The sequence below is a fragment of the Psychrobacillus sp. INOP01 genome (assembly GCF_018140925.1).
In the GTDB taxonomy this organism is placed as follows: Bacteria; Bacillota; Bacilli; order Bacillales_A; family Planococcaceae; genus Psychrobacillus.
The window spans coordinates 2,996,124-3,021,999 of the sequence record NZ_CP073315.1; the positions used below are offsets into that span (position 1 = coordinate 2,996,124).

Genomic DNA, 25,876 nt, shown 5'->3' on the forward strand with positions numbered 1-25,876 from the left:
TTATGGTGCTATGTTATCAAACAATTCTGGATTCAATAAGAACCTTTAACTGATTAAAGTCCTGTAGAGAGACCTCTCTGCAGGGCTTTTTATATGTACCTGACATGCTTTCAGTCGAGAGAAATTCGGCTCTTACTAGAGACCACTCCATGAACGAGAGAGATTGGCACCTATACGAGAGCGAACTGGCTTTATACGAGAGAGCCACCATCCGAACGAGAGAGATCGGCACCTATACGAGAGCGAACCGGCTTTATACGAGAGGGCCACCACCCTATACGAGAGCCAAACCCAAAACCCCCAGCCCTAGAACTCAACAAATTCCCCAAACCCAAAATATCAATCACTTAATTTTTTCATAGCATGGCCCATTCATTCATACAATGTATCAGTATCACGTTAAACATTGGTGAATCTGGTGTTTTAACAAAAATCCTAATGATACATGTAGAAAGGATGCGGTCTTTTTAAGAACATGTAGAAATGATGTGGCACAAATTTGCTGAACAGGGGGAAATCTAATGAAGAAGAAAAAAATGTTTAACAAAGCCTTTAGTGCGTTCCTAATCTTTATGATGGTCTTTGCAATGTTAGCTCCAACAAGTGTGTTTGCTAACACGGAAAAGACACCGTTCAAATCACAGGGACCAAGCGAAAGCACATTAGCATTGAAAGCGGCTATCGCTGAACAACTAAGTCTGACAAATAATGGTCCAACACTTCACAAAGATTTACAAGGATTAACTGGGGATGAAGAAGTAGCGGTAATCGTTCATCTTTCGGAAAAACCTGTTGCACTTGAAAAAGGTATAAGAGAGTTAGCGGGCAAAAGTTTCTCGAAATCAGAGGCAAGTGCCGTGAAAGCGAAAGTAATTTCACAGCAGGCATCTGTAAAAAAAGAGATGAACAATAAAATGATTTCTTATAAAGAAATTTTCTCGTATGACACAGTATTAAACGGATTTGCAGCTAACGTAAAAGCTAGTGATCTTGTTAAGCTACTTAATGTCAATGGCGTTACATTGGTTGAGCCAGACACAACTGTGTATGCAATGGAAGATTCAAGTTCATTAGAACCAGTTGAAAATGACACAACAGTTGATGCTGCGATGAATACTAGTATTTCCTTCCTCGGGATTGAAAAGCTTTGGGAAGAGGGAATTGAAGGGCAAGGTATTAAAGTAGCGGTACTTGATACAGGTATTGATGCAGATCATCCAGAATTTGCAGGAATTTATAAAGGTGGAAAGAACTTCATCCCGAACTCGGCCGTTTATACGAGAACTCGTGCAGATGATGATGCATCTGAAACTTCACCTGTAGAACGTCCAGCAGGAACTCCTGAGTTTAATGAAAGAGGAAGTGCATTCTATACTTCTCACGGTACCCATGTTGCAGGTACAATCGCAGCAATTGGTGCGAACGAATATGGCATTAAAGGGATAGCACCTAAAGTGGATCTTTACGCTTACCGTGTGCTTGGAGCATATGGAAGCGGATCTAATTCAGGTATTGTAAAAGCGATTGACACAGCAGTGATAGAGGGTATGGATGTTATCAACTTATCTCTAGGCGGAGGATCAAACACTGAAACCGATGCCGGATCCTTTGCGATCAACAACGCTATGATGGCGGGAACAATTGGTGTACTTGCAACTGGTAACGATGGACCTAACCGAGGAACAATATCTCCTCCGGCTACATCGCGTTTGGGTATCGCAGTTGGTAACACAACTAACCCAGAAACAATGTATAACGGTGAGATAAATGTTACAGTTGGAGACTACAACTTGACGAAACAACTTCAACTAATGGGGTCTACTTTCGGTAAAGACTTAGCAACACAACTTCAAGGAGAGTTTGACTTAGTAGCCGTTCCTGGAAACGGTGAAGCAAAAGATTACCAAGGTATTGATGTAGACGGTAAAGTTGCATTGATCTCACGTGGCAGCATTGCATTTGTTGATAAAATTGCATATGCCAAAGAAAATGGAGCAGTAGCAGCAATTATCCATAACTTTGCAGGCGGTACGAACGCACCGAACGCATCTGGAACATTCTTAGGGGATTCCTTTGCATTTATTCCAACCTATGATATGTCCCAAACAGATGGCGATGCAATTCGTGCAGCGTTAAATGGTGGAGAAGGAAAAGTTTCTTTTGGTAATTTTGACTCCGCAAAAACTCTTGGAGATGATGTAAATGACTCGAGTTCACGTGGACCATCTACTCCAAACTTTGATATTAAGCCGGATGTAAGTGCACCTGGCACGAACATTATGTCTACCATTCCAATGTACAAAGCGGATTTCCCAGATGTTGTTTATAATGAAGCATTTGATCGTAAAACTGGAACGTCAATGGCAACACCGCATATTGCTGGTATCGCAGCACTTGTCAAACAAGCAAATCCAGATTGGAATGCATTTGACGTAAAGGTAGCCCTTTCTAATACAGCAAAAATACTTGATAAAACAAAATACGATGTATTCGCTCAAGGTGCAGGTCGTGTTGATGCATACGCGGCAGCCCACCCAAGTGTACTTGCTTATGCAGTAGACACGGCTGTTCAAAACGCAAGTGGAACAATCGTTGAAAACTTGAAGGGCACTGTAACATTTGGACCGCAATCTTTAGAGGAAGATATTTCAGTTACAAAGGAAATACTAGTCAAAGATATTCAAGGTATTGGTGGAGAATACAAAGTAACGGTTGATGTTACAAAAGAATTTAGCGACGCGACTGTAACTGTTGATAAACCTACCTTTACATTAGATGGAGAAGAATTGTTAACAGTGACGTTGACTGCGTCCAAAAATGCTGCTGCAAAAGCAGGGGATGAAATTCTAGGATACATTCACATTACACCAGCTGATGAAACTAAAACTGAAACCTCCCTTTCTGTAGACAAAACAGAACTGAACATGAAAACAGGAGACAAACTACAACTGAATGTAAAAGAAACAACAACATCAGTAGAAAATGAATACACGGAAATTTCATTGCCATTCGCTGCAGACTTTGGTGGAGAAGCAGCAACGGAAATTAGAAATATGAGCATTAATGAAACAGACTTGTCGTTTGATGGAGACGGTGTGCAAGATAAAGCTGATCTCACATTCACATTGACAGGTGCGGTTGGCCTTCACTTTGTAGAAGTTTGGGATATCATGAATCCTGACGGCGGAGAATACGGGGATGGGTACATCGGATACTTACATGCTGCGAATTCACTTGGAGCAGGATCTTGGAAGCTCACTGTTAACGGAATATACCAGCCTTGGAGTGAAGAACCTGTAACAATTATTCCTGATGGTCTATACACATTTGACTTCAATGCTTACGATGATAATATTTTTGACTATGTAGGACCAATCGTCGTGAAAACTACTGACCCAGAAATTACTGGTGCAGTAACTGAAGGGGTAGTAACAGGTCAAGTAACAGACAAATATATTGATTATAATGAAGAATTATCTTTATATGGTTTAGAGTACGATCTAAATGAAAAATTAAATGCATCGTATATTGCTACAGTAAATGGTGTAGAAACGGCAGCAGTTGACTTTGATTTGGATCAAGATGGAAGCTTCTCATTCCCAGTGACAGCTGAAACTGAATCAGTAAAAGTAATTATTAAAGACGCAGCTGGTAACATAGGGGAGCAAGTTATTGAAGGTGTAGTTCTACCAACAGAGCCAGTAAAACCAGAGGCACCAGCAACACCTGAGGAAGGAACAACACCAGAAGAACCAGCGACTCCTGAAGAAGGAACTACGCCAGAAGAACCAGCAACACCAGAAGAACCTGTAGTACCTGAAGATCCAGCAGACTCGGGGCTTAATTCGGCTAAAACTGTAAGTATTGCTTCTCTTGAGTCAAACGAAATTCCAAAGCTGACACTCGTATCGCCATATGAAAATTCAGTTCCAGCAAGCGAACCAGTTCAATCTAATAACAACATTACAGATGGTCCACCAAGCTACGGCACATTCGAGTCAGATACAGTTAAAGATGTTACAAAAGATGCGACGTACACAGTAGCAGATCCAAAAGTAGCTACTGTAACAGATGGTTTAGTTACTGCTAAAGCAGCAGGTAAAACAACTATTACTGTAAAATATGGTGGCAATGAAAAAACGGTAAACGTAACAGTTACAAATCCACCAACAGACCCAGGAAATCCTGGAAATGGAGGCGGTGGCGGAAACCCGGGTACATCTAATCCAGGAACGGGTAATCCAGGTCCAGTTAAACCTACACCACCAGTGACACCAACGCCATCACCAATTATATTTACAGACGTACCTGCTAAACATTGGGCAGCGGATTATATCCAAAAAGCTGCATTATTAGGCTTCATGAAAGGATATCCAGATGGCTCATTCAGACCAGAGCAATCTTTGACACGTGCACAAGCAACTTCCTTAATCGTTCGTGCATTAAAATTAGAAACACAAGAAGCAGCACCGTTTGAAGATATCGCGAATTTTGCGGCTGAAACAAAATCGGAAATTGCTGCGGGCTATAAATACGGCATTATCAAAGGAGATAATGGTAAATTTAAGCCTTCTGAAAAAGTAACGCGTGCACAGCTTGCTTTAATGATTGAACGCGCATATGCATTCAAAACAGGCAAAAAGTACACGGCTACTAAAATAGCACCATTCTCAGATATCGCTGCCTACGACGAAGAAACGATCAATGCAATCTCTATGCTTTATGAGCTACAAGTAGTGAATGGATCTGACGGTAAATTTAACCCATCACATCCAACTACTCGCGCACAAGCTGCAAAAATCTTCACAAACTTCATGGGTGGCTTAAAATAATGAACTAAAAAACTCTCCTTCTGTCCTATTGGATGGAAGGAGAGTTAAACTTTTAACAATAAAAATGGAATAAACTCCCGTTCCGCAAGTAAACCATCTCGAGCGCAAGTAAACCAAGCAGAACCGCAAGTAAACCCCGCTACTCCGCAAGAACCGCTCCCTAGAGAGCAAGTATCCTCCAGATGAACGCAAGTAAACACCCGATAATAGCATTCCATAAGTATACATAGCAATAGATGCCCTAACTTCGACAAAAATAGAACTTAATCAACAGCACAGAGTGACGTATTATTTAGTTTTAAATTGGTTATAATGACATAAGAAATAGCATATTTTAACAAGGATACTGTGAAATACTTCTTGTATATGGGCACCTAAGAAGTATGGAGTAATTGGTGCAACCGACCTGATTAAACTTGAGCGCTGGCTCGATTTAATTGGGTTTTTATTATGAGATGGAGGTGACAGGTTGAAAAAAAGATTAATCATTATAAAGCTAGTTGCTGTGTCGGGCTCATTCTTCTCATCACAGAGCAATATTTTCTCAACTGTCCATATAGCATTAAGGTAATAGCAGAAGAGGAAGATGCACTAATCGTAATATATAGTGTAGAACTATTTGAGACAACTGACTTAGTGAGGTTAGTAGAGGTACTTCCTCTATCTTCCCTGGGGAATGACAGAAATTTTACTTATCCCCAATTGGTGAAAACTCGAGTAAAACCAATCAAATCGGAGGTGGGCCCTATCAACAAAAAGTATGGTAAACGAATTATTACAGTGACGCAGGACATAAAAGGTGCTCCGAGGTTGATTATTAGTTTGAATTCGTTTAAATCGATTCTTCAATTGTCCGATGAAAAGGAGCTTCCAATATTTTTAAACAAGAATCCTGAGGAAGGCCGCCCGGTATTTTTTATAGTGGATGGCGATTATGTATATAGTTATGAGCCTGCGAGTAGGGAATTAGTAAGGAATACTAGAATAGATCCATCCATTAGTGGTGTATATGCGGAGAGCTAATCTAGTTTATACATTTTTAAACAAGAATCCATCGAGTAATTTGAACTTATTATTTCTTTACCGTTATATTTCTCTACTATTGACTTCGTTTTTTTATTTGTTTGGACCTCAGCCTTCGCTTGCTTTTAAAGCGGGTGTTGTTGTGTCGCTAGGCGTTGCTGCATGGGTTTTAACAGATTTACAGCGGAGATATTTGGAGTATACGAATCTAGTGAAATTGATAGTTTTGATAGAAACCCTTGGTGTAACATTGCTACTCATCCCAACTGGAGGTATTTCCAGTCCATTTATCTGGTATGCATTGAATCCCATTCTTGTAGCTGCAACCCTTCTAACCCCTAGATTTAGCTGGGGGACATTAACGTTTTACCTTGCAACTGCGACATTTATCGCTAATCAGAGTGATAGTATAATCGTCGTTTTAGAAGACATATCCTATTTTTATCTCGTCTGTATATTGATTACTTTACTTGCTAGTTTATTTTCCGGGTTAACGAAGGAACTACAGGAGCAGCAAGAAGAACTACTCGAAGTAAATGGTAAACTTGCGAATACGAATGAGAAATACCAAGAGACATTGGAGCATATTATGTCCCTTTACCATATGTTAGAAAATTTTTCTTCCAATAAAAACCCGAAAAAGCTAGCAGAGGTCATGACGATGACCTTGATGAAATGCTTACAAAAGGATACGGCTTTCTTTTGGGTAACGGATCGCGCCTTTCAAAAAAGCTATATATCAAATGAAACAACCAATAGAAGTCTAGAGATGGAGTTAACAAACGATTGGGAGCATCTACGAAAACAAAAAGGTGCTTTTACTCGTAAATATCATAACCAACAGTACTGGATGAAGATAATTAGGACAACCGAGTATATAGGAGTGATAGGCGTAAACGATTCTATTAAAACAGAAGTAAAAAACACATTTTTACTCCACCGCACTTTCGAATTTCTCGCGGAGCTTAGTGAAATGATGCTGGAAAGAATTCATATGGATCATATGATGGACCAGCTTGCGATTAGCGAAGAGCAGAATCGTATTGCCAATGAAATGCATGATAGTGTGTCACAGCGATTGTTTGGAATTGTCTATTCATTGCATAGTTTACGAGTAAAAAGTCAGAATATTTCAACTAAAGAATTAGAGCAGGAATTTGAATTCCTGTCACAGACAGCTAATGCGACGATGAAAGAGCTGCGAGCCTCTATTTATCGATTAAGTACAGTAAAAAAAGGAGAGAAACCATTTCTTGTGCTTATTGAAAATTACTTGGTGGAATACGCAAAGTTAAATGACATTCGCATTGTCTATGATATAACAGGCGATGAATCAACTATTACAGCAAATACAAAGAATGGTCTATATCGAATCATTTGTGAAGCATCCGGAAATGCCGTTCGACATGGTAAGTGTACGGTTATCGAAGTAACACTAGCCTTAGAGGCAGAGAGAACTTACCTAATTATTAAGGATAATGGAATAGGTATACAGACGAAGACTGGCTCAATGAAAGAACAAGGAATTGGGATATCTAATATGCAAAATATTGTACATTCTTTAGGTGGTACATTTGAAATAGGGACCCCTTATAAAATGGGAACTACCATACAGATTGATATTCCACATATAAAAATGCATAAAAAACAAGAGGTGTTTGGATAATGACAGTGGTTATAATTGACGATCATCCATTAATTCGTAGAGGGTTGAATTCATTATTTTCCTTAAGCGGATCATTGAAAGTGCTTGGAGAAGCTACTAATAGAAGAGAAGCTATGGAACTGTTAAATGCAGTAAAACCAGATATAGCAATCGTAGATCTTCGATTAGGAGAGGAATCAGGAATCGAGCTAATAACAGAAGCAATCCGAGTGGGTATTAAGAGTAAATTTGTCATTCTTACCTCATCCACTAACGAGGAAGACTTTAAAAAAGCAAAAGAAATAGGAGTTGCTGGTTATTTGCTAAAGGAAGCATTGCCTGAAGAATTGTTACATGCACTGCAAATGATAAGAAAGGGTCGTAAATACTATGATCCAACCGTTTTGGATTTACTCATGAAAGCTCCAACCCCTTTGGATGAAGATGGACATATTGAACAACTAACACCTAAAGAGATGGAGATATTAATCGAACTAGGTAAAGGGCATTCCAATAAGGAAATCTCTAAAGTCCTCTATATTACTGAATTCACCGTAAAAAAGCATGTCAGTCAAGTATTTGCCAAGCTTGGTCTCGCAGATAGAACCCAAGCAGCCCTATACGCAAATGCAAAGGGCCTCGTCAAATACGTTGTAAACTCATAAAAGAGCCATCTGAGAAGTCTCAGATGGCTTTTTCTTTTCTAGCGTACCTGTGTCAGATTCAATTGGCCATCAAATTGTGGCAGACAAAGGGACGCTACTTAATACATCAGAAAGTATATTAAAATGTCCCGTGAACATTAAGTTCTTGGTGATTAATCAAATAAAAAATAACACTATGATTTCCACTTCAGGCGGACGCTTTCCGCAGGGTGAGCGATGAACCATCACCGACGCTTCGCGTTCGCCTGTGATGTTTCATCTGTCTCACTCATCCTGCCGGAGTCGCCACCTTCCACTTCAATCAATAAACGTGTAGTTCTAAGGAATAGTATATAGTATAGCCTATAACTAAGAAGATAAGATTATTTAAATTTAAATGCTATTATCCAATAATAAATGGGAAAGCAGATTTCTGTTATTCTAGTGGAAATAAAGAGAAGTAGTAGGTGTTTTTTCAATAATGAAGCGAGATAGCGAACGAAATTGCATCTTCGAGAGCTTCCATTATGAATAGGAAAGTAGCTTTTTTCTAGTTATACAAAAACGCACTAACCTGTTTCTAAAAGTTGTAGGAGGGCGACAGACAGATAAACGCCATAAGATTACCGAAAAAAAGTGATATTGGTTGTGACGGAGGACACAACCAATATCACTAAAAATTCACTCGGTAATAATATAGCAAACGGCTGTCCAAAGCCCTTCGAAAAAGATAGAAACAGGTTTTGACTATAAAGGACCGAGCATCTTTTTGCCCGGTTTTTCTTATGCTCAACACCTATCGTATAACAGGTACTATTAATCATATGGAAGCAATAATATTTGTGCAATAATACTACATAATATCCCACAATATTACAGATAATAACCTGAATGGGAATTTTTTTGGAATATTTTGTTTTAGAATTATCTTTTAATATGGTATAGTTGTCCCTATAGGTCAATATTATTATAGTTTTGACAAACAAGGAGGAAATTGGATGAAGAATAACAAAAAAGCATACCAAAAATTATTCAAAGCAGCATTAGCAACATCACTGGCAACAGGAGCAGTGGTAACTGTAGCTCCTTTTAATACGGAAGCAGCAGGTTTCACCGATTTAAAATCGACACATGTACATTATAGTTCAGTTCTGAATTTAACTGAAAGAGGCATCGTTAAAGGATTTACAGACGGTACATTTAAACCAGAAGCTTCTGTAACTCGTGGACAAGCTGCAAAAATTATCGCTTTAGCATTAGGCTTAGATACTAAAAATGTAGTGAATCCAAATTTTAAGGATATTAAAACGGACAACGAATACTACGGTCCAATTGCTGCACTTGTAGCTGAAGGCATTGTATCAGGTAAAGAAGATGGTACATACGGTCCAGGTGAAAAGCTATCACGTAGCCAAATGGCGAAAATTATTACATTAGCATTCGGATTTGAAGAAGGTAAACTAACAGATACAAAGTTTACAGATGTGAAAGCAAATGATTGGTACAATGGATACCTTCAAACTCTATTAGACAATGAAATTACTACTGGAACAACTGCGACTACTTTTTCACCATATGCAAATGTGAAACGTGGCCAAATGGCATCGTTCGTCGTACGTGCAGAAGCAGCTTCAAAACCGGTAACAGTTATTAGTGTTTCAGATAACTCTGTAGAGACTTCAACTGGAACTTATACAATTGCAGAAGATTTGAAAAAAGTATTCAATGCGACAAATGCAGTAGCACTAAAAAATGCAAATATTAAATTCACTGAAAAAGGCGGTCAAATCGTTGCAGTGAAATCTCTTGAAATTACTGCTGTTGGAACCGAAGCTACTAATATCGTACTAGACGGAGCAAATTCTTCTGTTGCAGGTAGCCTAAAAGTAAATGGAGACTACGTAACAGTTAAAAACCTTACGATCAATGGTGACTTAGTAATTGGTAAAGGTGTAAAAAACAGCTTTCTAGCAGACAAAATTGCAGTTAAAGGGAACACAGAAGTTTCCGATAAAACAACAGGTGTATCTGCAGCAGCATTACCAGTGGCAGCAAAAATTAGTTTCGCCAATTCAAAACTGTCTACAGTTGTTTTAAAAAAACTAAATGCATCACTAAATTTAACAGGTACTAGTTCAGTAACTTCTATTAATGTAGATTCAAACGCTACAGTATCAGCAGACAAAAATATCACTATTCCACGTGTAACTACTGGAACTGGTGCAAGTGAAGTAACACTAAATGCAGCAACTAAAGATTTCTTAGTAAATTCATTAAACTTTGCATTAAATGGTACTGCTAAAATCGGGTCAATTACACTTGTTAAGGCAGATTTAAAATTGTCACTAGGTACTAGCTTGGCTATAGAGAATCTAGTATTACCAGTAGGAAAAACTGCTTCAGACGTAATTAGTAACTTTAATGCAATAAAAGGTCAAATTGAAAAAATTGGTGGAGTAGCAAATCCTGACGCTGGACAAGTAACACCTCCAGCAGCTGGCGGTGGCGGCAACAGTGGTGGTGGAAATGGCGGAGGAAGCGGAACTGACTATACTGCTGGTAATGCTTTATTAGATACAATACTTTCGGCAAATGCAGGCGAAGGGAATATTAAAGATATTACCGTATCATTAAATGAAAATACTAATGTATTTACAGTAAAAATACCTAGTAACTCGACGTACAAATTAACAGATTTTAAACAAAATATGGTTGATGTATTTACACCTTTAAAAACAAGAGCGGTAGTAAATTCAGCAAGTGTTAGTTTCACGGCTTATGGCGTTGACTATGTAGTAAGTGATTCTAATATTAATAATAATCAAAGTGTAGAAGCAATAATCAATAATGCCTTAGACAAAGTTATTAACACTGGAATTACAGAAGATACTGCACTGAAGTTACTTATTGACAATTCATTAACTATTTCGATAGCAGGTACAATTGACACAAAACCTTTTAATGCTTCTTATGTATTTTCTTTTGAAAACAAATAATTAATTTGAAACTCTTCTTGTCTAAAATGGACAAGAAGAGTTTATTTTTGTTTTAGGTGATTGTAGTGAAAGGCGGCGACTCCAGCGGGATGAGTGAGACAGATGAAACATCACAACGTACCCGAAGGGGCGGTGATGGTTCATCGCTCACCCCGCGGAAAGCGTCCGACTGGAACGGAAATCAGCCGTATAGTTTACCTGGACTTTAAATAAGTAATATAATCTTTTGTAACCTCATATAAAAACTACATAATCCCCCAAATTTCCACAATATTCTATGCGAACCATCTAATCTCATGCTAAACTATCATTAACATAATATTTTCATAAAGGAGAATTACATGAAGAAAAGAAAAAAACTGAAAATCTTCCTATTGATATCTTTAGTTATTATCCTCGGAGCTGTAGGTTACTTACTATATGAATTTAAGTTTAAAACATACGATGTAGCAGACGATGAGGTTTCGGAGATTGTGGAGGATCCATATGTTCTGGAATTACCAGATGGTAGCAAAATCACAATGGACAAAGATGGAAATGTGGTAGAGGACTATTCTTCAACGCAAACTGCTTCTAATGAAGGCAATTCAACAACTGACGGAGGGTCATCTGAACAAATAGCAACTTCTGGCCAAAGTGGTTCAACAGATTCCAATGAAACTGGAGAATCAAGTGGGTCCACAACTTCACCAGGTTCATCCGATAATTCACCAGCACAACCAACAGTTGGATCGATAAAAGAAAAGTATATCCCTGCTTTTACTGCACTTGAAGGACAAGCAGATGCAAAGATAAACGCATTAATAGGTCGTGCAAAAACAGAGTACACGAGTAAAAAAGCAAATGGGGAAGGCATCGATTTCGGTTACTTCTATAACAAATACATGGCAGCAGCAGAAGGCTTAGAAGCAAATACGGATACTATTTTTAATGGAGTTTTAGCAGCCGTAGAGAAGGATCTTGTAGCGAACGGCTTTGATAAGTCCTATGCAAAAAGCTTTAAGGATGAATATGAAGCTACGAAAAAAGCAAGAAGAGATAGTATTCTAAGTAAAGCACTTGGAAGATAAGAAAAGTGCAAGTGCTTATATTTTGGAAGTCAGTCTAAGTTCGCAACATCGTGTCTTAACGACTGACTGAACCACGAATATTTATCACTTTGTTAATTGTAGCGGCAGGCGGCGACTCTAGCGGGATAAGGGAGACAGATAAGCCATCACAAACGACGCGATAGCGACGGTGATGGCTTATCGCTCCCTCCGCGGAAAGCGTCCGCCTAGAGCGAAAATTATTTTAATTCACTTAAATAAAAATCCGTTTGGCCCCACTGGGACCTAACGGATTTTTTGCCTCATACATTTTACACATATAAAAACACACAGGAAAGTTAAAGCACCACTCATATCGAGAAATACATCCTGCCAAGAAGGAGTTCGTCCACCTGTCAGTTGTTGGTGGAATTCATCGGCAATCGCCAATACTAGTGTGGACAGCATCGCTAACAAAAACCGATATCTGACCTTAGGCAATACACCATAAAAGACTAATGCTACTAAACCAAATAGAAAGAAATGGGCACTTTTTCGAATAACGAATTCGACAAAATGATAATAGCCTCGTTCCTCCACGGAGATTGTACGACCCCAATAAGGTATTTCTAATTTCTGTAGCGGAGCTTCTAGAGGTTTCGCAACTAGAAAGTCCTCAAATAAAGGTATTAGAGACTGTTGTTCATATGTTTGGCTGGATGAGAAAAACAAAATAGTCACGAGTATAAGTAAGAAAATTAGTTTTTTCATACTGAAATAGTACCATATGATGAGTGAGTTTGCATGGTCATAAAAAAGTCGAAGATATACATATTCCATCGTAAATTGTGAATATTTGTAATGTAATAGGTAGTATTTATGCTATAATGGAGATTATTAGCAAATAAACCAATAGAGAAGTGAAGGGGAAACAATTTAATATGGAAGAAACTATTAGTTTACAAGATTTATTTAAAACGATAAGGAAAAGAATTGCTTTAATTATCGGTTTAACTTTTCTAGCAGTTGTGATAGCTGGCGTTATAAGTTATTTCTTCATCACACCAATCTATCAATCTTCAACTCAAATTCTTGTCAATCAACAAAAAGTCGAGCAACAACAACAATATAATTCCCAAGACATACAGACTAATCTTCAATTGATAAATACATATAACGTCATTATTAAAAGTCCAGCAATTCTATCAAAAGTAATTCAAAACTTAGACTTGGATACAACCCCTGCTTTACTCACTGATAAAATCACCGTTACGAGTGAACAAAATTCACAAGTAGTAACAATCAGCGTACAGGATCCTGAATCCTTTAAAGCAGTAGATATTGCAAATACGACTGCAGAAGTGTTTCAACAAGAGATTAAAACCCTAATGAATGTCGACAATGTGAATATTTTATCTCCAGCAATTCAACCGGAAAATCCATCGCCAGTTAAGCCGAACAAATTGCTGAATATGGCGATTGCCGGAGTGATTGGGTTAATGCTTGGTGTAGGAATTGCCTTTTTACTAGAATACCTAGATACAACTATTAGGAAGGAGCAAGATGTGGAAGAGCTCCTTCAGTTACCGATATTAGGCTTGATCAGTCCGTTTCCAGAGAACCAAAACGTGGACGTGATGACTAATTTAAAATCGAGACGAAAGAAGGTCTAAACATGGCTAAAAAGAAAAGAACAAGTAGTTTAAAAGATGTAGCACGAAAACTAGTAGTACTAACTAATCCAAAGTCTGTTGTCTCGGAACAATTTCGAACGACACGTACAAATATAAATTTTTCGAAGCCTGATGGAGAGCTATCGACACTTCTAGTAACATCTTCTTTACAGGCAGAGGGAAAATCTACAGTTTCCGCAAATTTAGCCTGTTTATTTGCACAGGAAGGCAAAAAGGTAGTTTTGATTGACGCGGATATGCGTAAGCCGACTGTGCATTATACGTTTCATCTGACTAATACCATAGGATTATCTAATCTTCTAACGAAGAAAATTGATGTGACGGAAGCCGTAAAGGAAACAGATATAGAAAACCTGAAAATCATCACAAGTGGTCCAATTCCTCCAAACCCTGCTGACTTACTTAGCGCAAAGTCAATGGAGGAGGTAATAGTAGAACTAAAAAAAGAATTTGATCTTATTTTATTTGATGCACCTCCCGTTTTATCGGTAACAGATGCACAAATTTTAGCTAATAAAAGTGATGGAACTATCTTAGTCATAAGTGCTGGATCTACCGATAAGGAAAGTGCGGTAAAAGCAAAAGAGCTGTTATTGGCGTCGAAAGCGAAAATAATAGGTACTGTTATGAATAACTTTAAGCTTGAAAAAGATCATTACTACTACCAGTACTATGGAACTAGCGAGTAAAATCACTTAAGTGACTTTTACTCTTTTTTTATTACTTAATATTGCAGATATAGGAGAATTTTAAATGATAGATATTCATAGCCACATTTTATATGGATTGGATGATGGTCCATCCCAACTAGAAGAGACAATACAAATGTTTGAGCAAGCGTTAAAAGAGGGGATTACTGAAATAGTATCCACCTCACATGCATTCCATCCGCAATTCAATGCGAGTGCTGCTATAGTAACTGAACAAATTGAATTATTGAAACAAACGATAGAAGAACGACAGATGCCTTTAAAATTACATATAGGACATGAAGTGCGTTTAAAAGACAATTTAGTCGAACTACTTCAGGAGAATAAAATTCATACCCTTGCTGCCTCCAAATATTTGCTGCTGGAGCTACCATCAAGTGGCATACCTAACTATACGGTGGATATTATCCACCAGTTATTATCAGAAGATATATTACCAATCATCGCTCATCCGGAGAGAAACAAAGCGATAGCAGATAAGCCAGCTCGGCTAGAAAAACTCATTAACCACGGGGCAGTTGCTCAAATTACTGCTGGTAGTTTGGCAGGACATTTCGGGCGGGGTATCCAAAAGCTATCATTAGAGCTAGTAGATGCGAACTTAGTACATATATATGGATCGGATGTACACAATTTAAAAAAGAGACCATTTAAATTTGACGCAGGCTTACGATACTTAGAGAAGCATAAGAGATTAGATGCTGTCGACATATTTCTAGAAAATAATGCAAGAATCGTAGGAAATCAAGAAATAATTATATTAGAGCCAGAAGAACTAGGTAAACAAAAGTGGTGGAATATATTTGCCTAAATTAAACGAATTTAATAAATATATGATGGTAAATGAAGGAAGAATTATACTATCTACCTCGTAATTTTCTTGACTCAAAACGAAATATTGTGACTAAAATACTAGATTTTTTTCTTATATAGGTAAAAAACAAATATATTCTCCCACTTAATTACCAAAGTGATATAATGAGTAGTAGCCATTTTTGGAAGATTATGTTGAAAAGGAGTGTTTAGATGTCCTTACAGAAAAGAATGTCGTTATTAATAGTTGTCGATTCTGCTATTGTATTATTTTCCATATATATAGGATATTTTGTACTTTACCCGATTAATAATCTCTTTAGTAATACCTTTCTTTTAGCGAGTTCTCTAGCAATTTTCCTAGCACATCATGGCTTCGCTATGTATTACGGACTTTATCGAAAAGTGTGGGAATACGCGTCTATAAGGGAGCTAGTATCTATTTATAAAGCAGTTACGCTGTCGATTTTAACGGTTGCTTTAGTGCAATATTTAGTTAGAGGTGATGTATTAGTGCGTGCATTATCTATTACTTGGATGCTGCACATACTACTCATTGGAGGTTCTAGGCTTTCATGGAGGATATTCCGGGATACTTATATCTCAGTAGAAAAGACGAAGGAGGACCGCAAACGTACACTAATTATCGGAGCGGGCTCAGCTGGAACGATGATAGCACGTCAGCTACTAAAAAATACAGATTCTCCACTAAAGCCAATAGCTTTTTTGGATGACGATGCTGCGAAAAAAGGCTTAGAAATCTTTAACATACGCGTACTTGGTGGAACAGACATTATCGCTGAAGCGGTATTAGACTTGGATATTGAACATATTATTATTGCCATTCCATCAATGGATAGATCGACTGGTGCCATTCTTATGCAGCGATGCCTTGATACGGGTATTCGTACACAAACAATGCCACTTATCGAGGATTTACTGACAGGCAAGGTTTCTATCAATGAAATAAGAGATGTAAGAATTGAAGACTTACTTGGGCGTGACGAAGTAGAACTAGATTTGAATGCGATATCTTCTACACTAACCGATAAAAGGATTTTAGTAACCGGAGCGGGCGGCTCAATCGGTTCAGAAATTTGTCGACAGGTGATAAGATTCAACCCAAAAGAAATCATCCTACTCGGTCACGGAGAAAATTCTATTTATACAATAGACATGGAATTACGTAAAAAGGTTTCAACCAACACGAAAATAATTCCACTTATTGCAGATGTGCAAGATCGTAATCGAATCTTTGATATCATGTCCGAATATAAACCTGATGTGATCTATCACGCAGCAGCCCATAAACATGTACCTTTAATGGAGTGCAATCCGATGGAAGCGGTAAAAAATAATATATTTGGAACGAAAAACGTTGCGGAAGCGGCAGATATGTTTGGGATTGGTCATTTTGTTATGATTTCCACAGATAAGGCGGTCAATCCCCCTAACGTTATGGGTGCGACTAAGCGCTTTGCTGAAATGATTGTTCAGAATCTTGCAAAAGAAAGTGAGACCAAGTTTGCAGCTGTACGTTTTGGAAATGTCCTCGGTTCTAGAGGAAGTGTAGTGCCTCTATTTAAAAAGCAAATAGCAGCAGGTGGACCAGTCACGGTAACAGATCCAGAAATGACCCGCTACTTCATGACGATCCCAGAAGCATCTAGACTCGTTATTCAGGCAGGAACGCTTGCAAGTGGTGGAGAGATTTTTGTTCTCGACATGGGTGAACCAGTGAAAATTGTTGACTTAGCTAAGAATCTTATTAAACTATCAGGCTATAGTGAAAATGACATAAGTATTAACTACGCAGGCATTCGACCTGGGGAGAAGCTATTTGAAGAATTATTAGATGAAGATGAAATTCAAAGCAAATACGTATTTCCAAAGATTCATATTGGAAAAGCAACTCCAATCAGTGCGATGGAGTTAGAGTATGTGCTAGAGAAGCTACCGGAAATTTCTATCGACGATATGAAGCAACTACTAATTGGACTTGCCAATCGGAAGAATGTGAAATCATTAGTTGCGGCTAATGGGGAAAGTATTGGGTAATGAGGGGAAGTGTGTAGGATGCAAAAAGTTAGAAAAGCCATTATACCAGCTGCAGGATTAGGAACACGCTTCCTCCCTGCGACAAAAGCAATGCCCAAAGAAATGCTGCCAATAGTAGACAAACCGACCATTCAATATATTGTCGAAGAGGCGATTGAATCTGGTATTGAAGATATCATTATTGTAACAGGGAGAGGTAAAAGAGCGATTGAAGATCATTTCGATAACTCCTTTGAACTGGAGCAGCTACTCGAAGACAAAGGGAAAATGGATGTCTTAGCAGATGTTCGAAAATCCTCCAAAATCGATATCCACTACATCCGTCAAAAAGAACCAAAAGGCCTCGGACATGCAGTATGGTGTGCACGTAAATTCATCGGGGAAGAGCCATTTGCCGTATTACTCGGAGACGACATTGTCCAAGCAGAAACACCAGGCTTAAAACAATTGATGAACGTATTTGATAAAAAACAAACATCCGTTATTGGTGTTCAACAAGTAGAAGACTATCAAACGCATCGTTATGGAATTATAGATCCCCTAACGCAAGTGGGTCGTACATACGAAGTCCGAAATTTTGTGGAAAAACCAGCTGCTGGAACGGCTCCATCGAATCTAGCTATTATGGGCCGATATATTTTAACTCCTGAGATATTTAGTTTCTTGGATAAACAAGAACGAGGTGCAGGTGGGGAGATTCAACTGACGGATGCCATTCAATATTTGAATGAAGTGCAGACTGTATATGCTTACGACTTTGAGGGTAAGCGGTATGATGTTGGGGAGAAGTTAGGGTTTATACAGACTACTGTTGAGATTGCTTTGGGTAGAGATGAGTTGAGAGGGGAATTGCTTCAGTATCTCGAACAGCTCATGGAGAGTATGAAAGTAAAGTAGATTTAATAGATGGAAATGAAGAACTAAAACATCAAAGCACATATTGATTTGGCTTTCTGTTTTTGAGGAGGAAGTAGTATTTAGTAGGTTAGTAGTTGATTTGATAGGTGATAGGAAATTCAATTAAGTACTAAGCGACTAATGTAATCAAGGAGTGTAACCGAGATGTATATGAAAATTAAAAGATTGATAGATGTCATACTTTCATTATGCGGACTTACTGTTCTATCACCGGTATTCTTAATATTAATTATAGCAATTAAATTGGAATCAAAAGGACCAGTCCTCTTTAAACAAAAAAGAATCGGAATTAATAAGGTCAATTTTAATATTTTTAAATTCAGAACGATGAGAATAGATACACCAAAGGACACTCCAACTCATTTATTAGCAGACCCAGAGCAGTATATAACGAAAATGGGTAAGTTTTTAAGAAAAACTTCACTTGACGAGCTTCCTCAGATTTGGAATATCTTTGTTGGACAGATGAGTATTATTGGTCCGAGACCGGCACTATGGAATCAATACGATTTAATAGAAGAAAGAGACAAATATGGTGCTAATGATGTGCCGCCTGGCTTGACAGGTTGGGCTCAGATTAATGGTAGAGATGAGCTTCCTATTGGGATTAAGGCGAAGCTGGATGGGGAGTATGTTGGGAAGATTGGGTTTTGGATGGATGTTAGGTGCTTCTTTGGGACTGTTGTTAGTGTTGTTAGGAGTGATGGGATTGTTGAAGGTGGGACAGGATCTAAGGAAAAACTTAAGAATAATAAAATCTCAGGATCTTCTTCAGGACAGTAAATTGAATAAGGAGTGTAGAAATGTTATTAGTCACAGGCATTACTGGTCATACAGGGAGATATTTTTTACAAGAACTTATTAATAACAAATACGAAGGTCCTATTCGTTGTGTTGTCAGAGAAACTTCTAACACTTCACTATTAGATAATAGCAGCTTAAAAATAGAAAAGGTTGTAGGAGATTTAGATGATAATGAATTTATTGAAAGAATAATGGATAGTGTTGATACTGTAATGCACATCTATAATATTCACCATTCTCCAATGATAGTCAATGCAGCTATAAAAAATAAATTAAAGAGAGCAATACTGGTACATACCACGGGGATTTACTCGGAATTCAAGCATGCATCGGAAGGATATAAAAATATTGAAGAAAAAATCTCAGTATTGACTAATGATCCAAAGTGTCCAACAAGCATAACGATACTTAGACCTTCGATGATATATGGAGATTTATGTGATAGCAATATGAGCAAATTTATAAAAATGATTGATAAGCTTAGAATTATGCCTGTAATCAATGGTGGTAATAGTTTAATTCAACCAGTTAATGCTAGAGATTTAGGAAAAGCCTTTTATAAAGTATTGATGTCACCAATTGAAACATCGAGTAAGGCTTATGAACTTTCAGGTGAAAAACCGATAAAAATGATTGATGTATTTAAGTTAATCAATAAAGAACTTAATAAAAAAACTACTTATGTTAGTGTGCCATTAGGATTAGGTATGTTAATGGCAAGTATTTTAAAGATAGTATCCAAACGAAAAATTGACTATGTAGAGAGGGTTCAAAGAATGGGTGAAGATAGAATTTATTCTCATGTTAATGCAACCCAAGATTTTGGTTATAAGCCGATTCCTTTTGAAAAAGGGATACATGTAGAAGTCGAAGAATACATATTGAAAAATAGAAAACAACCTTAACGAGTAGGTGCAAGGATATGAAGATAGCGGTACTTTCTAGTCATACTTCATCGTTGTTTTGGTTCCGGATGGATATGATGAAAGACTTTATAAAAGAGGGCCATACAGTTATTGCTTTAGGATCTGAGCCAGAAGCTAAATGGAAGAGAGAGTTTGAACAATACAGTATAGATTATAGACAGTTGAATGTTGAGAGAAATGGAATGAATCCACTTAGAGATTTGAGTACTTTAAGGGCACTTAATAAGTTTATGAAGAAGGAAAAGCCTGACAAAATATTTACTTATCAGGCTAAAACTATTGTTTATGGGAGTATAGCTGCTAAGGTAAATGGTATTTCTGAAGTTTATCCTTTGATAGCAGGTCTTGGTTCGATATTCCGTGGTAAAGGCTTTAAAAATATAATAGTAAAATCAATCATGAAACTTGAATACTGGATTGCTTGTAAATGCAGTAAAAAAGTTTTTTTTCAGAATCATGATGATAAAAATGAATTTATACAAAATGGGTTAATAAAAGATGAGAAGACTGTAATAATAAATGGTTCAGGAGTCAATCTTGAAAAATTCAAACAAACTCTTTTGCCAGAGGAAACAGTATTTCTTTTTATAGGAAGGCTTATAAAAGATAAAGGAATAATAGAATATTTGGAAGCTTGTAAACAAATAAAGAACAAATTTCCACACGTTCGCTGTTTACTAGTAGGTCCTTATGATAGTAATCCTTCTGCATTAAAACCAGAAGAACTTCAACCATATATCGATACCAATATTATTGAATATTTTGGGGAACAAAGTGATGTGAGACCATTCATCGCTCAATGCAGTACTTATTTATTACCATCTTATCATGAAGGAACACCTAAAACGGTCCTAGAAGCAATGGCGATGGGGAGAGCTATCATTACTAGTGACGCACCAGGGTGTAGAGAGACGGTCATTGATGGGGAAAATGGATATTTGGTTAAAGTAAAAGATGTTCAAGGATTAGTAGATAAAATGGATTACCTAATTAATCATCAAGACATAAGCAGGCTTATGGGAAATGAAAGCGCGAAGATTGCAATAGAGAAATATGACGTGAAAATTGTTAATGAAGCTATTATGCAGACAATGGAGTTATTTTAATTAAGGGAGAATTGTAATGACTTTATATGAAAAAATTTTTAATAAAGAAGAAAAAATTTCATTAATTGGACTAGGATATGTTGGGATGCCAATAGCAGTAGAATTTGCAAAAAAGGTGAACGTAATTGGATTCGACGTTAATAGAGAAAAAGTTGAACTTTATAAAAATGGTATAGATCCTACAAAAGAAGTAGGAAACGAGGTAATCAAGAATACCACTGTTGACTTTACTTCAGATGAATTAAAACTAAAAGAAGCGAAATTCCATATTGTTGCAGTACCAACACCAGTAAAAGAGAATCGTACACCGGATTTAATACCAATTGAATCAGCTAGTAGAACGCTTGGTAAAAACTTAACAAAAGGTTCCATTGTTGTTTATGAATCTACTGTTTATCCAGGTGTCACCGAAGATATTTGTGTTCCGATTCTAGAAAGAGAATCTGGCTTGAAATGTGGTGTAGATTTTAAAGTAGGATATTCACCTGAAAGAATTAATCCTGGTGATCATGAACATAGACTAGCAACGATTATAAAAGTAGTTTCAGGTATGGATAAAGAAACATTAGATATCGTTGCAAAAGTATACGAGTTAGTAGTAGATGTTGGAGTGTATAAAGCTGAAAGTATAAAAGTAGCTGAAGCAGCAAAAGTTATTGAAAATTCTCAGCGTGATATCAATATCGCCTTCATGAACGAGTTATCCATAATTTTTAATAAAATGGACATTGATACTAAAGCAGTGCTTGAGGCAGCAGGTACGAAGTGGAACTTCCTTAAATTCTCTCCTGGTCTTGTTGGTGGTCATTGTATAGGTGTAGATCCATACTATCTTACATATAAGGCAGAACAATTAGGTTATCATTCTCAAATTATTCTTTCTGGAAGAAAAATAAATGACGATATGGGTAAGTATGTTGCTGAAAGTACTGTAAAGAAAATGATAAAAGCAAACAAACAAATAAATGGCTCCAAAGTTGCTATTTTTGGTGTTACCTTTAAAGAAAATTGTCCCGATGTTCGAAATACTAAAGTAGTAGATGTAATTAGAGAGTTAGAAGAATACGGAGTAGAGGTGAAAGTTGTAGACCCAGCAGCAGATAGAGAAGATCTATTTAGAGAATATAACATTAATCTATGTGAAGTAGAAGATATAAAGGGAATGGATGCAGTTATCTTCGCAGTACCACATGAAGAGTTTAAAAATATTTCTTTAGAAGATGTAAAAGGAATGTACATTCCTTTTAGTTATATTCAGTCAGAAGTTTTGAGTGAAGTAGCCGCAACATCGGAATTTGAAGTATGTGACGGTAAACATAATCGTGTATTAATGGATATCAAAGGAATGTTTAATAGACAAGAGGCTGAGAAAACAGGCCTTTCATATTGGAGGTTATGAAATGGGATATGCAAATATTAAGTTTCCAGAAGGATCTAGATTTTTAGTGACTGGGTCAGCTGGTTTTATAGGTTCCAATTTGGTGGAAGCAATTCTCAAACTCGGTTATCAAGTTAGAGGACTTGATAACTTTTCAACGGGTAAAAAAGAAAACGTCGAAATGTTTATTGAAAATCCAAACTATGAATTTGTAGAGGGCGATATTCGTGATTTAGATACATGTATGAATGTATGTGAGGGAATCGACTTTGTATTACACCAAGCAGCGTGGGGAAGTGTACCAAGAAGTATCGAAATGCCATTACTATATGAAGAAATTAATATTAAAGGTACATTAAATATGATGGAAGCTGCTAGACAAAATAGAGTTAAGAAGTTTGTTTATGCATCAAGTTCTTCTGTATATGGAGACGAGCCAAATCTTCCTAAACGAGAAGGAAGAGAAGGGAAAGTTTTGTCACCTTACTCTCTTACCAAAAAGGTGGACGAGGAGTACGGGAGACTTTATACCAAGTTATATAGTCTTGATACGTATGGGATGCGTTATTTCAACGTATTTGGTAGAAGACAAAATCCTGATGGTGCATATGCAGCAGTTATTCCTAAGTTTATTAAACAATTGCTTAATGATGATTCTCCAACTATTAATGGTGATGGGAAGCAGAGTAGGGATTTTACTTATATCGAGAATGTAATTGAGGCAAACTTGAAAGCTTGTAATGCATCCCATGAAGCAGCGGGACAAGCGTATAATATAGCTTATGGTGGAAGAGAATATTTGATTGATATCTATGTCCAGCTGTCTAATGCCTTAGGGAAAGATATTCAGCCGATATTTGGACCTGATCGTAAGGGAGATATTAAACATAGTAATGCTGATATTTCTAAAGCTAAAGAAATGCTGGGGTATGATCCTGAATGGAGTTTTGAACGAGGAATTGTGGCTGCAATCGAGTGGTATAAGGAGAATTATTTGTAATGACAGAACCAATTAGAGTTTTACAGGTTTTTGCTCAAATGAATAGAGGTGGAGCAGAAACTATGATAATGAATCTGTATCGTAATATAGACCGCTCTAAAATTCAGTTCGACTTTATTGTGCACACGGAAGAAAAATGCGCCTTTGATGATGAAATATATAAGCTGGGAGGAAAGATTTTTCGAGTACCAGCTTATAAAGGTAAAAATCACATGAATTATGTGAAGAGTTGGCGAAACTTTTTTGAACAACAACCGGAATATAACATAATTCATGGTCACGTTAGAAGTACAGCGGCAATTTATTTGAAAATAGCCAAAAAGTATAAATTAGTTACGATTGCGCATAGCCATAGTATATCCTCAGGAACTGGTCTGTCAGCAAAGGTAAAAGATGTAATTCAATATCCAATTAGAAATATTGCAGATTATCTCTTGGCTTGTTCTAAACCAGCTGGTGAGTGGTTATTTGGCGAAATAGCTTGTAAAAGAAACAATTTCTATATACTCAATAATGCAATAGATACTAAAAAGTTTGTTTACAGTGAAAAAATTAGAAATGGGAAAAGAAATGAATTTCCAATAAAAAATAAACTTGTTCTCGGTCATGTTGGCAGGTTTAATGCATCGAAGAACCATGATTTTTTGATTGATATTTTTAAAGCAGTTTGTGATAGAAATGAAAATGCAGTGTTAATGTTAGTCGGAGATGGGGAACTACGTAAAACAATTGAAAAAAAGGTTAATGATTTAGATTTGGGAGAAAAGGTGATATTTACAGGTGTTAGAGAGGACATAGATGAGTTAATACAAGCAATGGACATGTTTGTTTTTCCATCACTATATGAGGGGCTTGGTATAGTACTTATCGAAGCACAGGTCTCAGGTTTACCATGTGTGGTCTCAGATAAGATTCCGAAAGAAGCGATTATTACAAGTAATGTTGAACAAGTTCGATTAAATAATTCCCCCAAAATTTGGAGCGAAGTTATTCTAACAAGATTAGAAGGTTACGAGCGTATAAGTCCTATTGTAGAGATTAAGAACCATGGTTATGATATAGAGGATAGTCAGAGGTGGCTTCAAAAATTTTACTTAGGATTGGTGAAAAAGGATGAAACTCGTATTTGTATCTGATAATGGTTTTAGTGTGGAAAATGGTAGATATTATTATAGTGGGGCAAATGTACAACATTATGCTACTGTAACAAAAAATTTTGAAGATATTACTTTTATAGCACGAAATAAGCCTTATGATCAATCAGGTAATCTAATCTCAGAAAAATACCAAGTACATTTAGTTGATTCCATCACAGATGGGAAAAATGTTATTAAAAGTTATAAAAGGCTAGACAGTATTCTTGATGATGCGGTTAAAAAGAGTGATATTGTTATGTGTTTTGGAATTAATGGATATCTGGCATATAAAAAGGCTAAGAAGTATAATAAGCCAACAATTGCATATGTTGGTGGTTGTGTATTTGATATCTTAAAAAATATGGATTCTAAATTAAAAAGAATTTCAGCACCATTTATTATGTTATTAATAAAAGAAATGGTTAAAAACGCAACCTATGCACATTATGTAGATCAATATCTATTAGAAAGATACCCCACTAAAGGGAAGTATTTGATTTGTCCGAGTGCTAAAATTGAAATTAACCAAACTGCAATAATTAAGCGTCAAAAAAAAATTGAAAACCATAGTGGTACGATAACAATTGGTTTAATAGGATATACACATAACAAAATAAAAGGGATTGATACTGCAATAAAGGCCTTACAGATTTTAGGTGATGGCTATAAACTCCAAGTTGTTGGTAGAGGGAATCATAATTGGTTAATAGAATTAGCTAAATCTCTTGGAGTTGAAAATCAAGTTGAGTTTTTAGGAATTTTACCAAGTAGGAGAGAAGTGTTTAAATGGCTGGATGAGATTGATGTTTATATTCAACCTAGTTTAACTGAGGGAATGCCAAGAGCTACAATAGAGGCAATGTCGAGAGGTTGTCCAGTTGTTTCAACAAATGCAGGAGGTTTAGTGACTTTAATAGATAAAAACTTTAGGATTATGACTAATGATTATAAAGGACTAGCCTCTAAAATAAAGATATTAGGGAAAGATAATTCTATAAAGTTAATTGAGGCAAAAGGAAACTTTGAAACCTCTAAAAGATTTAATTTTAGTATATTAGATCAGAAAAGACAGGAATTTTATAAGATAGTTAAGGATACGATGAGGAAATCTCATAGATTAGATGTCAAATAATAATTTTAAGTACATCATTAAAAATCTAAGTTG

General features: G+C 36.8%; 19 protein-coding genes and 1 riboswitch. Of the genes, 18 read left to right on the forward strand and 1 reads right to left on the reverse strand.

Features of this window, described 5'->3' with window-relative positions:
- Positions 1-521: 521 nt before the first annotated feature.
- The 6 genes from KD050_RS14885 (at position 522) to KD050_RS14910 (ending at position 12,210) form a co-directional block, all read left to right on the forward strand.
- Positions 522-4,832, forward strand: a complete 4,311-nt coding sequence (locus KD050_RS14885; protein ID WP_211893121.1) for a S8 family serine peptidase — start codon at positions 522-524, stop codon at positions 4,830-4,832.
- Positions 4,833-5,164: 332 nt separating this feature from the next.
- Positions 5,165-5,248: riboswitch (cyclic di-GMP riboswitch) on the forward strand.
- A 322-nt stretch (positions 5,249-5,570) separates the two neighbouring features.
- Positions 5,571-5,855, forward strand: coding sequence for a DUF5305 family protein (locus KD050_RS14890; protein ID WP_370627235.1), 285 nt, complete (start codon positions 5,571-5,573; stop codon positions 5,853-5,855).
- Positions 5,842-7,521, forward strand: a complete 1,680-nt coding sequence (locus tag KD050_RS14895; protein WP_211893123.1) for a sensor histidine kinase — start codon at positions 5,842-5,844, stop codon at positions 7,519-7,521. The genes KD050_RS14890 and KD050_RS14895 overlap by 14 nt, the downstream gene beginning before the upstream one ends.
- On the forward strand, positions 7,521-8,165 hold the full coding sequence (locus KD050_RS14900; protein WP_211893124.1) for a response regulator: 645 nt from the start codon (positions 7,521-7,523) through the stop codon (positions 8,163-8,165). Before KD050_RS14895 ends, KD050_RS14900 begins: the two co-directional genes overlap by 1 nt.
- Positions 8,166-9,142: 977 nt before the next feature.
- Positions 9,143-11,140 carry an S-layer homology domain-containing protein gene (locus KD050_RS14905; protein ID WP_211893125.1) on the forward strand — a complete coding sequence of 666 codons (1,998 nt, stop codon included), beginning with the start codon at positions 9,143-9,145 and terminating at the stop codon, positions 11,138-11,140.
- Between the two features lie 341 nt (positions 11,141-11,481).
- The gene (locus KD050_RS14910; RefSeq protein WP_211893126.1) at positions 11,482-12,210 is read left to right on the forward strand and encodes a hypothetical protein; all 729 of its coding nucleotides are present in this window, start codon (positions 11,482-11,484) and stop codon (positions 12,208-12,210) included.
- 264 nt (positions 12,211-12,474) lie between these two features.
- Here KD050_RS14910 and KD050_RS14915 read toward each other — a convergent pair whose 3' ends face one another.
- Positions 12,475-12,939 (reverse strand): VanZ family protein, encoded by a 465-nt coding sequence (locus tag KD050_RS14915; RefSeq protein ID WP_211893127.1) that lies wholly within the window; start codon positions 12,937-12,939, stop codon positions 12,475-12,477.
- A 170-nt stretch (positions 12,940-13,109) separates the two neighbouring features.
- Here KD050_RS14915 and KD050_RS14920 point away from each other — a divergent pair, with 170 nt between their 5' ends.
- The 12 genes from KD050_RS14920 (at position 13,110) to KD050_RS14975 (ending at position 25,843) form a co-directional block, all read left to right on the forward strand.
- Positions 13,110-13,841 carry a YveK family protein gene (locus KD050_RS14920; protein WP_211893128.1) on the forward strand — a complete coding sequence of 244 codons (732 nt, stop codon included), beginning with the start codon at positions 13,110-13,112 and terminating at the stop codon, positions 13,839-13,841.
- Between the two features lie 2 nt (positions 13,842-13,843).
- A complete protein-coding gene (locus KD050_RS14925; protein ID WP_211893129.1) occupies positions 13,844-14,551 on the forward strand; it encodes a CpsD/CapB family tyrosine-protein kinase in 708 nt (235 codons plus the stop codon).
- Between the two features lie 64 nt (positions 14,552-14,615).
- Complete coding sequence (locus KD050_RS14930) at positions 14,616-15,383, forward strand: tyrosine-protein phosphatase (protein ID WP_211893130.1); 768 nt, start codon at positions 14,616-14,618, stop codon at positions 15,381-15,383.
- 215 nt (positions 15,384-15,598) lie between these two features.
- Complete coding sequence (locus KD050_RS14935; protein WP_211893131.1) at positions 15,599-17,443, forward strand: polysaccharide biosynthesis protein; 1,845 nt, start codon at positions 15,599-15,601, stop codon at positions 17,441-17,443.
- An 18-nt stretch (positions 17,444-17,461) separates the two neighbouring features.
- A complete protein-coding gene (gene galU, locus KD050_RS14940) occupies positions 17,462-18,340 on the forward strand; it encodes a UTP--glucose-1-phosphate uridylyltransferase GalU (RefSeq protein ID WP_211893132.1) in 879 nt (292 codons plus the stop codon).
- Between the two features lie 165 nt (positions 18,341-18,505).
- On the forward strand, positions 18,506-19,144 hold the full coding sequence (locus KD050_RS14945) for a sugar transferase (RefSeq protein ID WP_211893133.1): 639 nt from the start codon (positions 18,506-18,508) through the stop codon (positions 19,142-19,144).
- Between the two features lie 20 nt (positions 19,145-19,164).
- Positions 19,165-20,070, forward strand: coding sequence for an SDR family oxidoreductase (locus KD050_RS14950; RefSeq protein WP_211893134.1), 906 nt, complete (start codon positions 19,165-19,167; stop codon positions 20,068-20,070).
- Between the two features lie 17 nt (positions 20,071-20,087).
- Positions 20,088-21,197 (forward strand): glycosyltransferase family 4 protein, encoded by a 1,110-nt coding sequence (locus KD050_RS14955; protein WP_211893135.1) that lies wholly within the window; start codon positions 20,088-20,090, stop codon positions 21,195-21,197.
- Positions 21,198-21,213: 16 nt separating this feature from the next.
- Positions 21,214-22,596, forward strand: a complete 1,383-nt coding sequence (locus KD050_RS14960; protein WP_211893136.1) for a nucleotide sugar dehydrogenase — start codon at positions 21,214-21,216, stop codon at positions 22,594-22,596.
- A 1-nt stretch (position 22,597) separates the two neighbouring features.
- Complete coding sequence (locus tag KD050_RS14965; protein WP_211893137.1) at positions 22,598-23,575, forward strand: SDR family oxidoreductase; 978 nt, start codon at positions 22,598-22,600, stop codon at positions 23,573-23,575.
- The gene (locus KD050_RS14970) at positions 23,575-24,711 is read left to right on the forward strand and encodes a glycosyltransferase family 1 protein (protein ID WP_211893138.1); all 1,137 of its coding nucleotides are present in this window, start codon (positions 23,575-23,577) and stop codon (positions 24,709-24,711) included. Before KD050_RS14965 ends, KD050_RS14970 begins: the two co-directional genes overlap by 1 nt.
- Positions 24,689-25,843, forward strand: coding sequence for a glycosyltransferase (locus KD050_RS14975; RefSeq protein ID WP_211893139.1), 1,155 nt, complete (start codon positions 24,689-24,691; stop codon positions 25,841-25,843). Before KD050_RS14970 ends, KD050_RS14975 begins: the two co-directional genes overlap by 23 nt.
- The last annotated feature ends 33 nt before the right edge of the window (positions 25,844-25,876 follow it).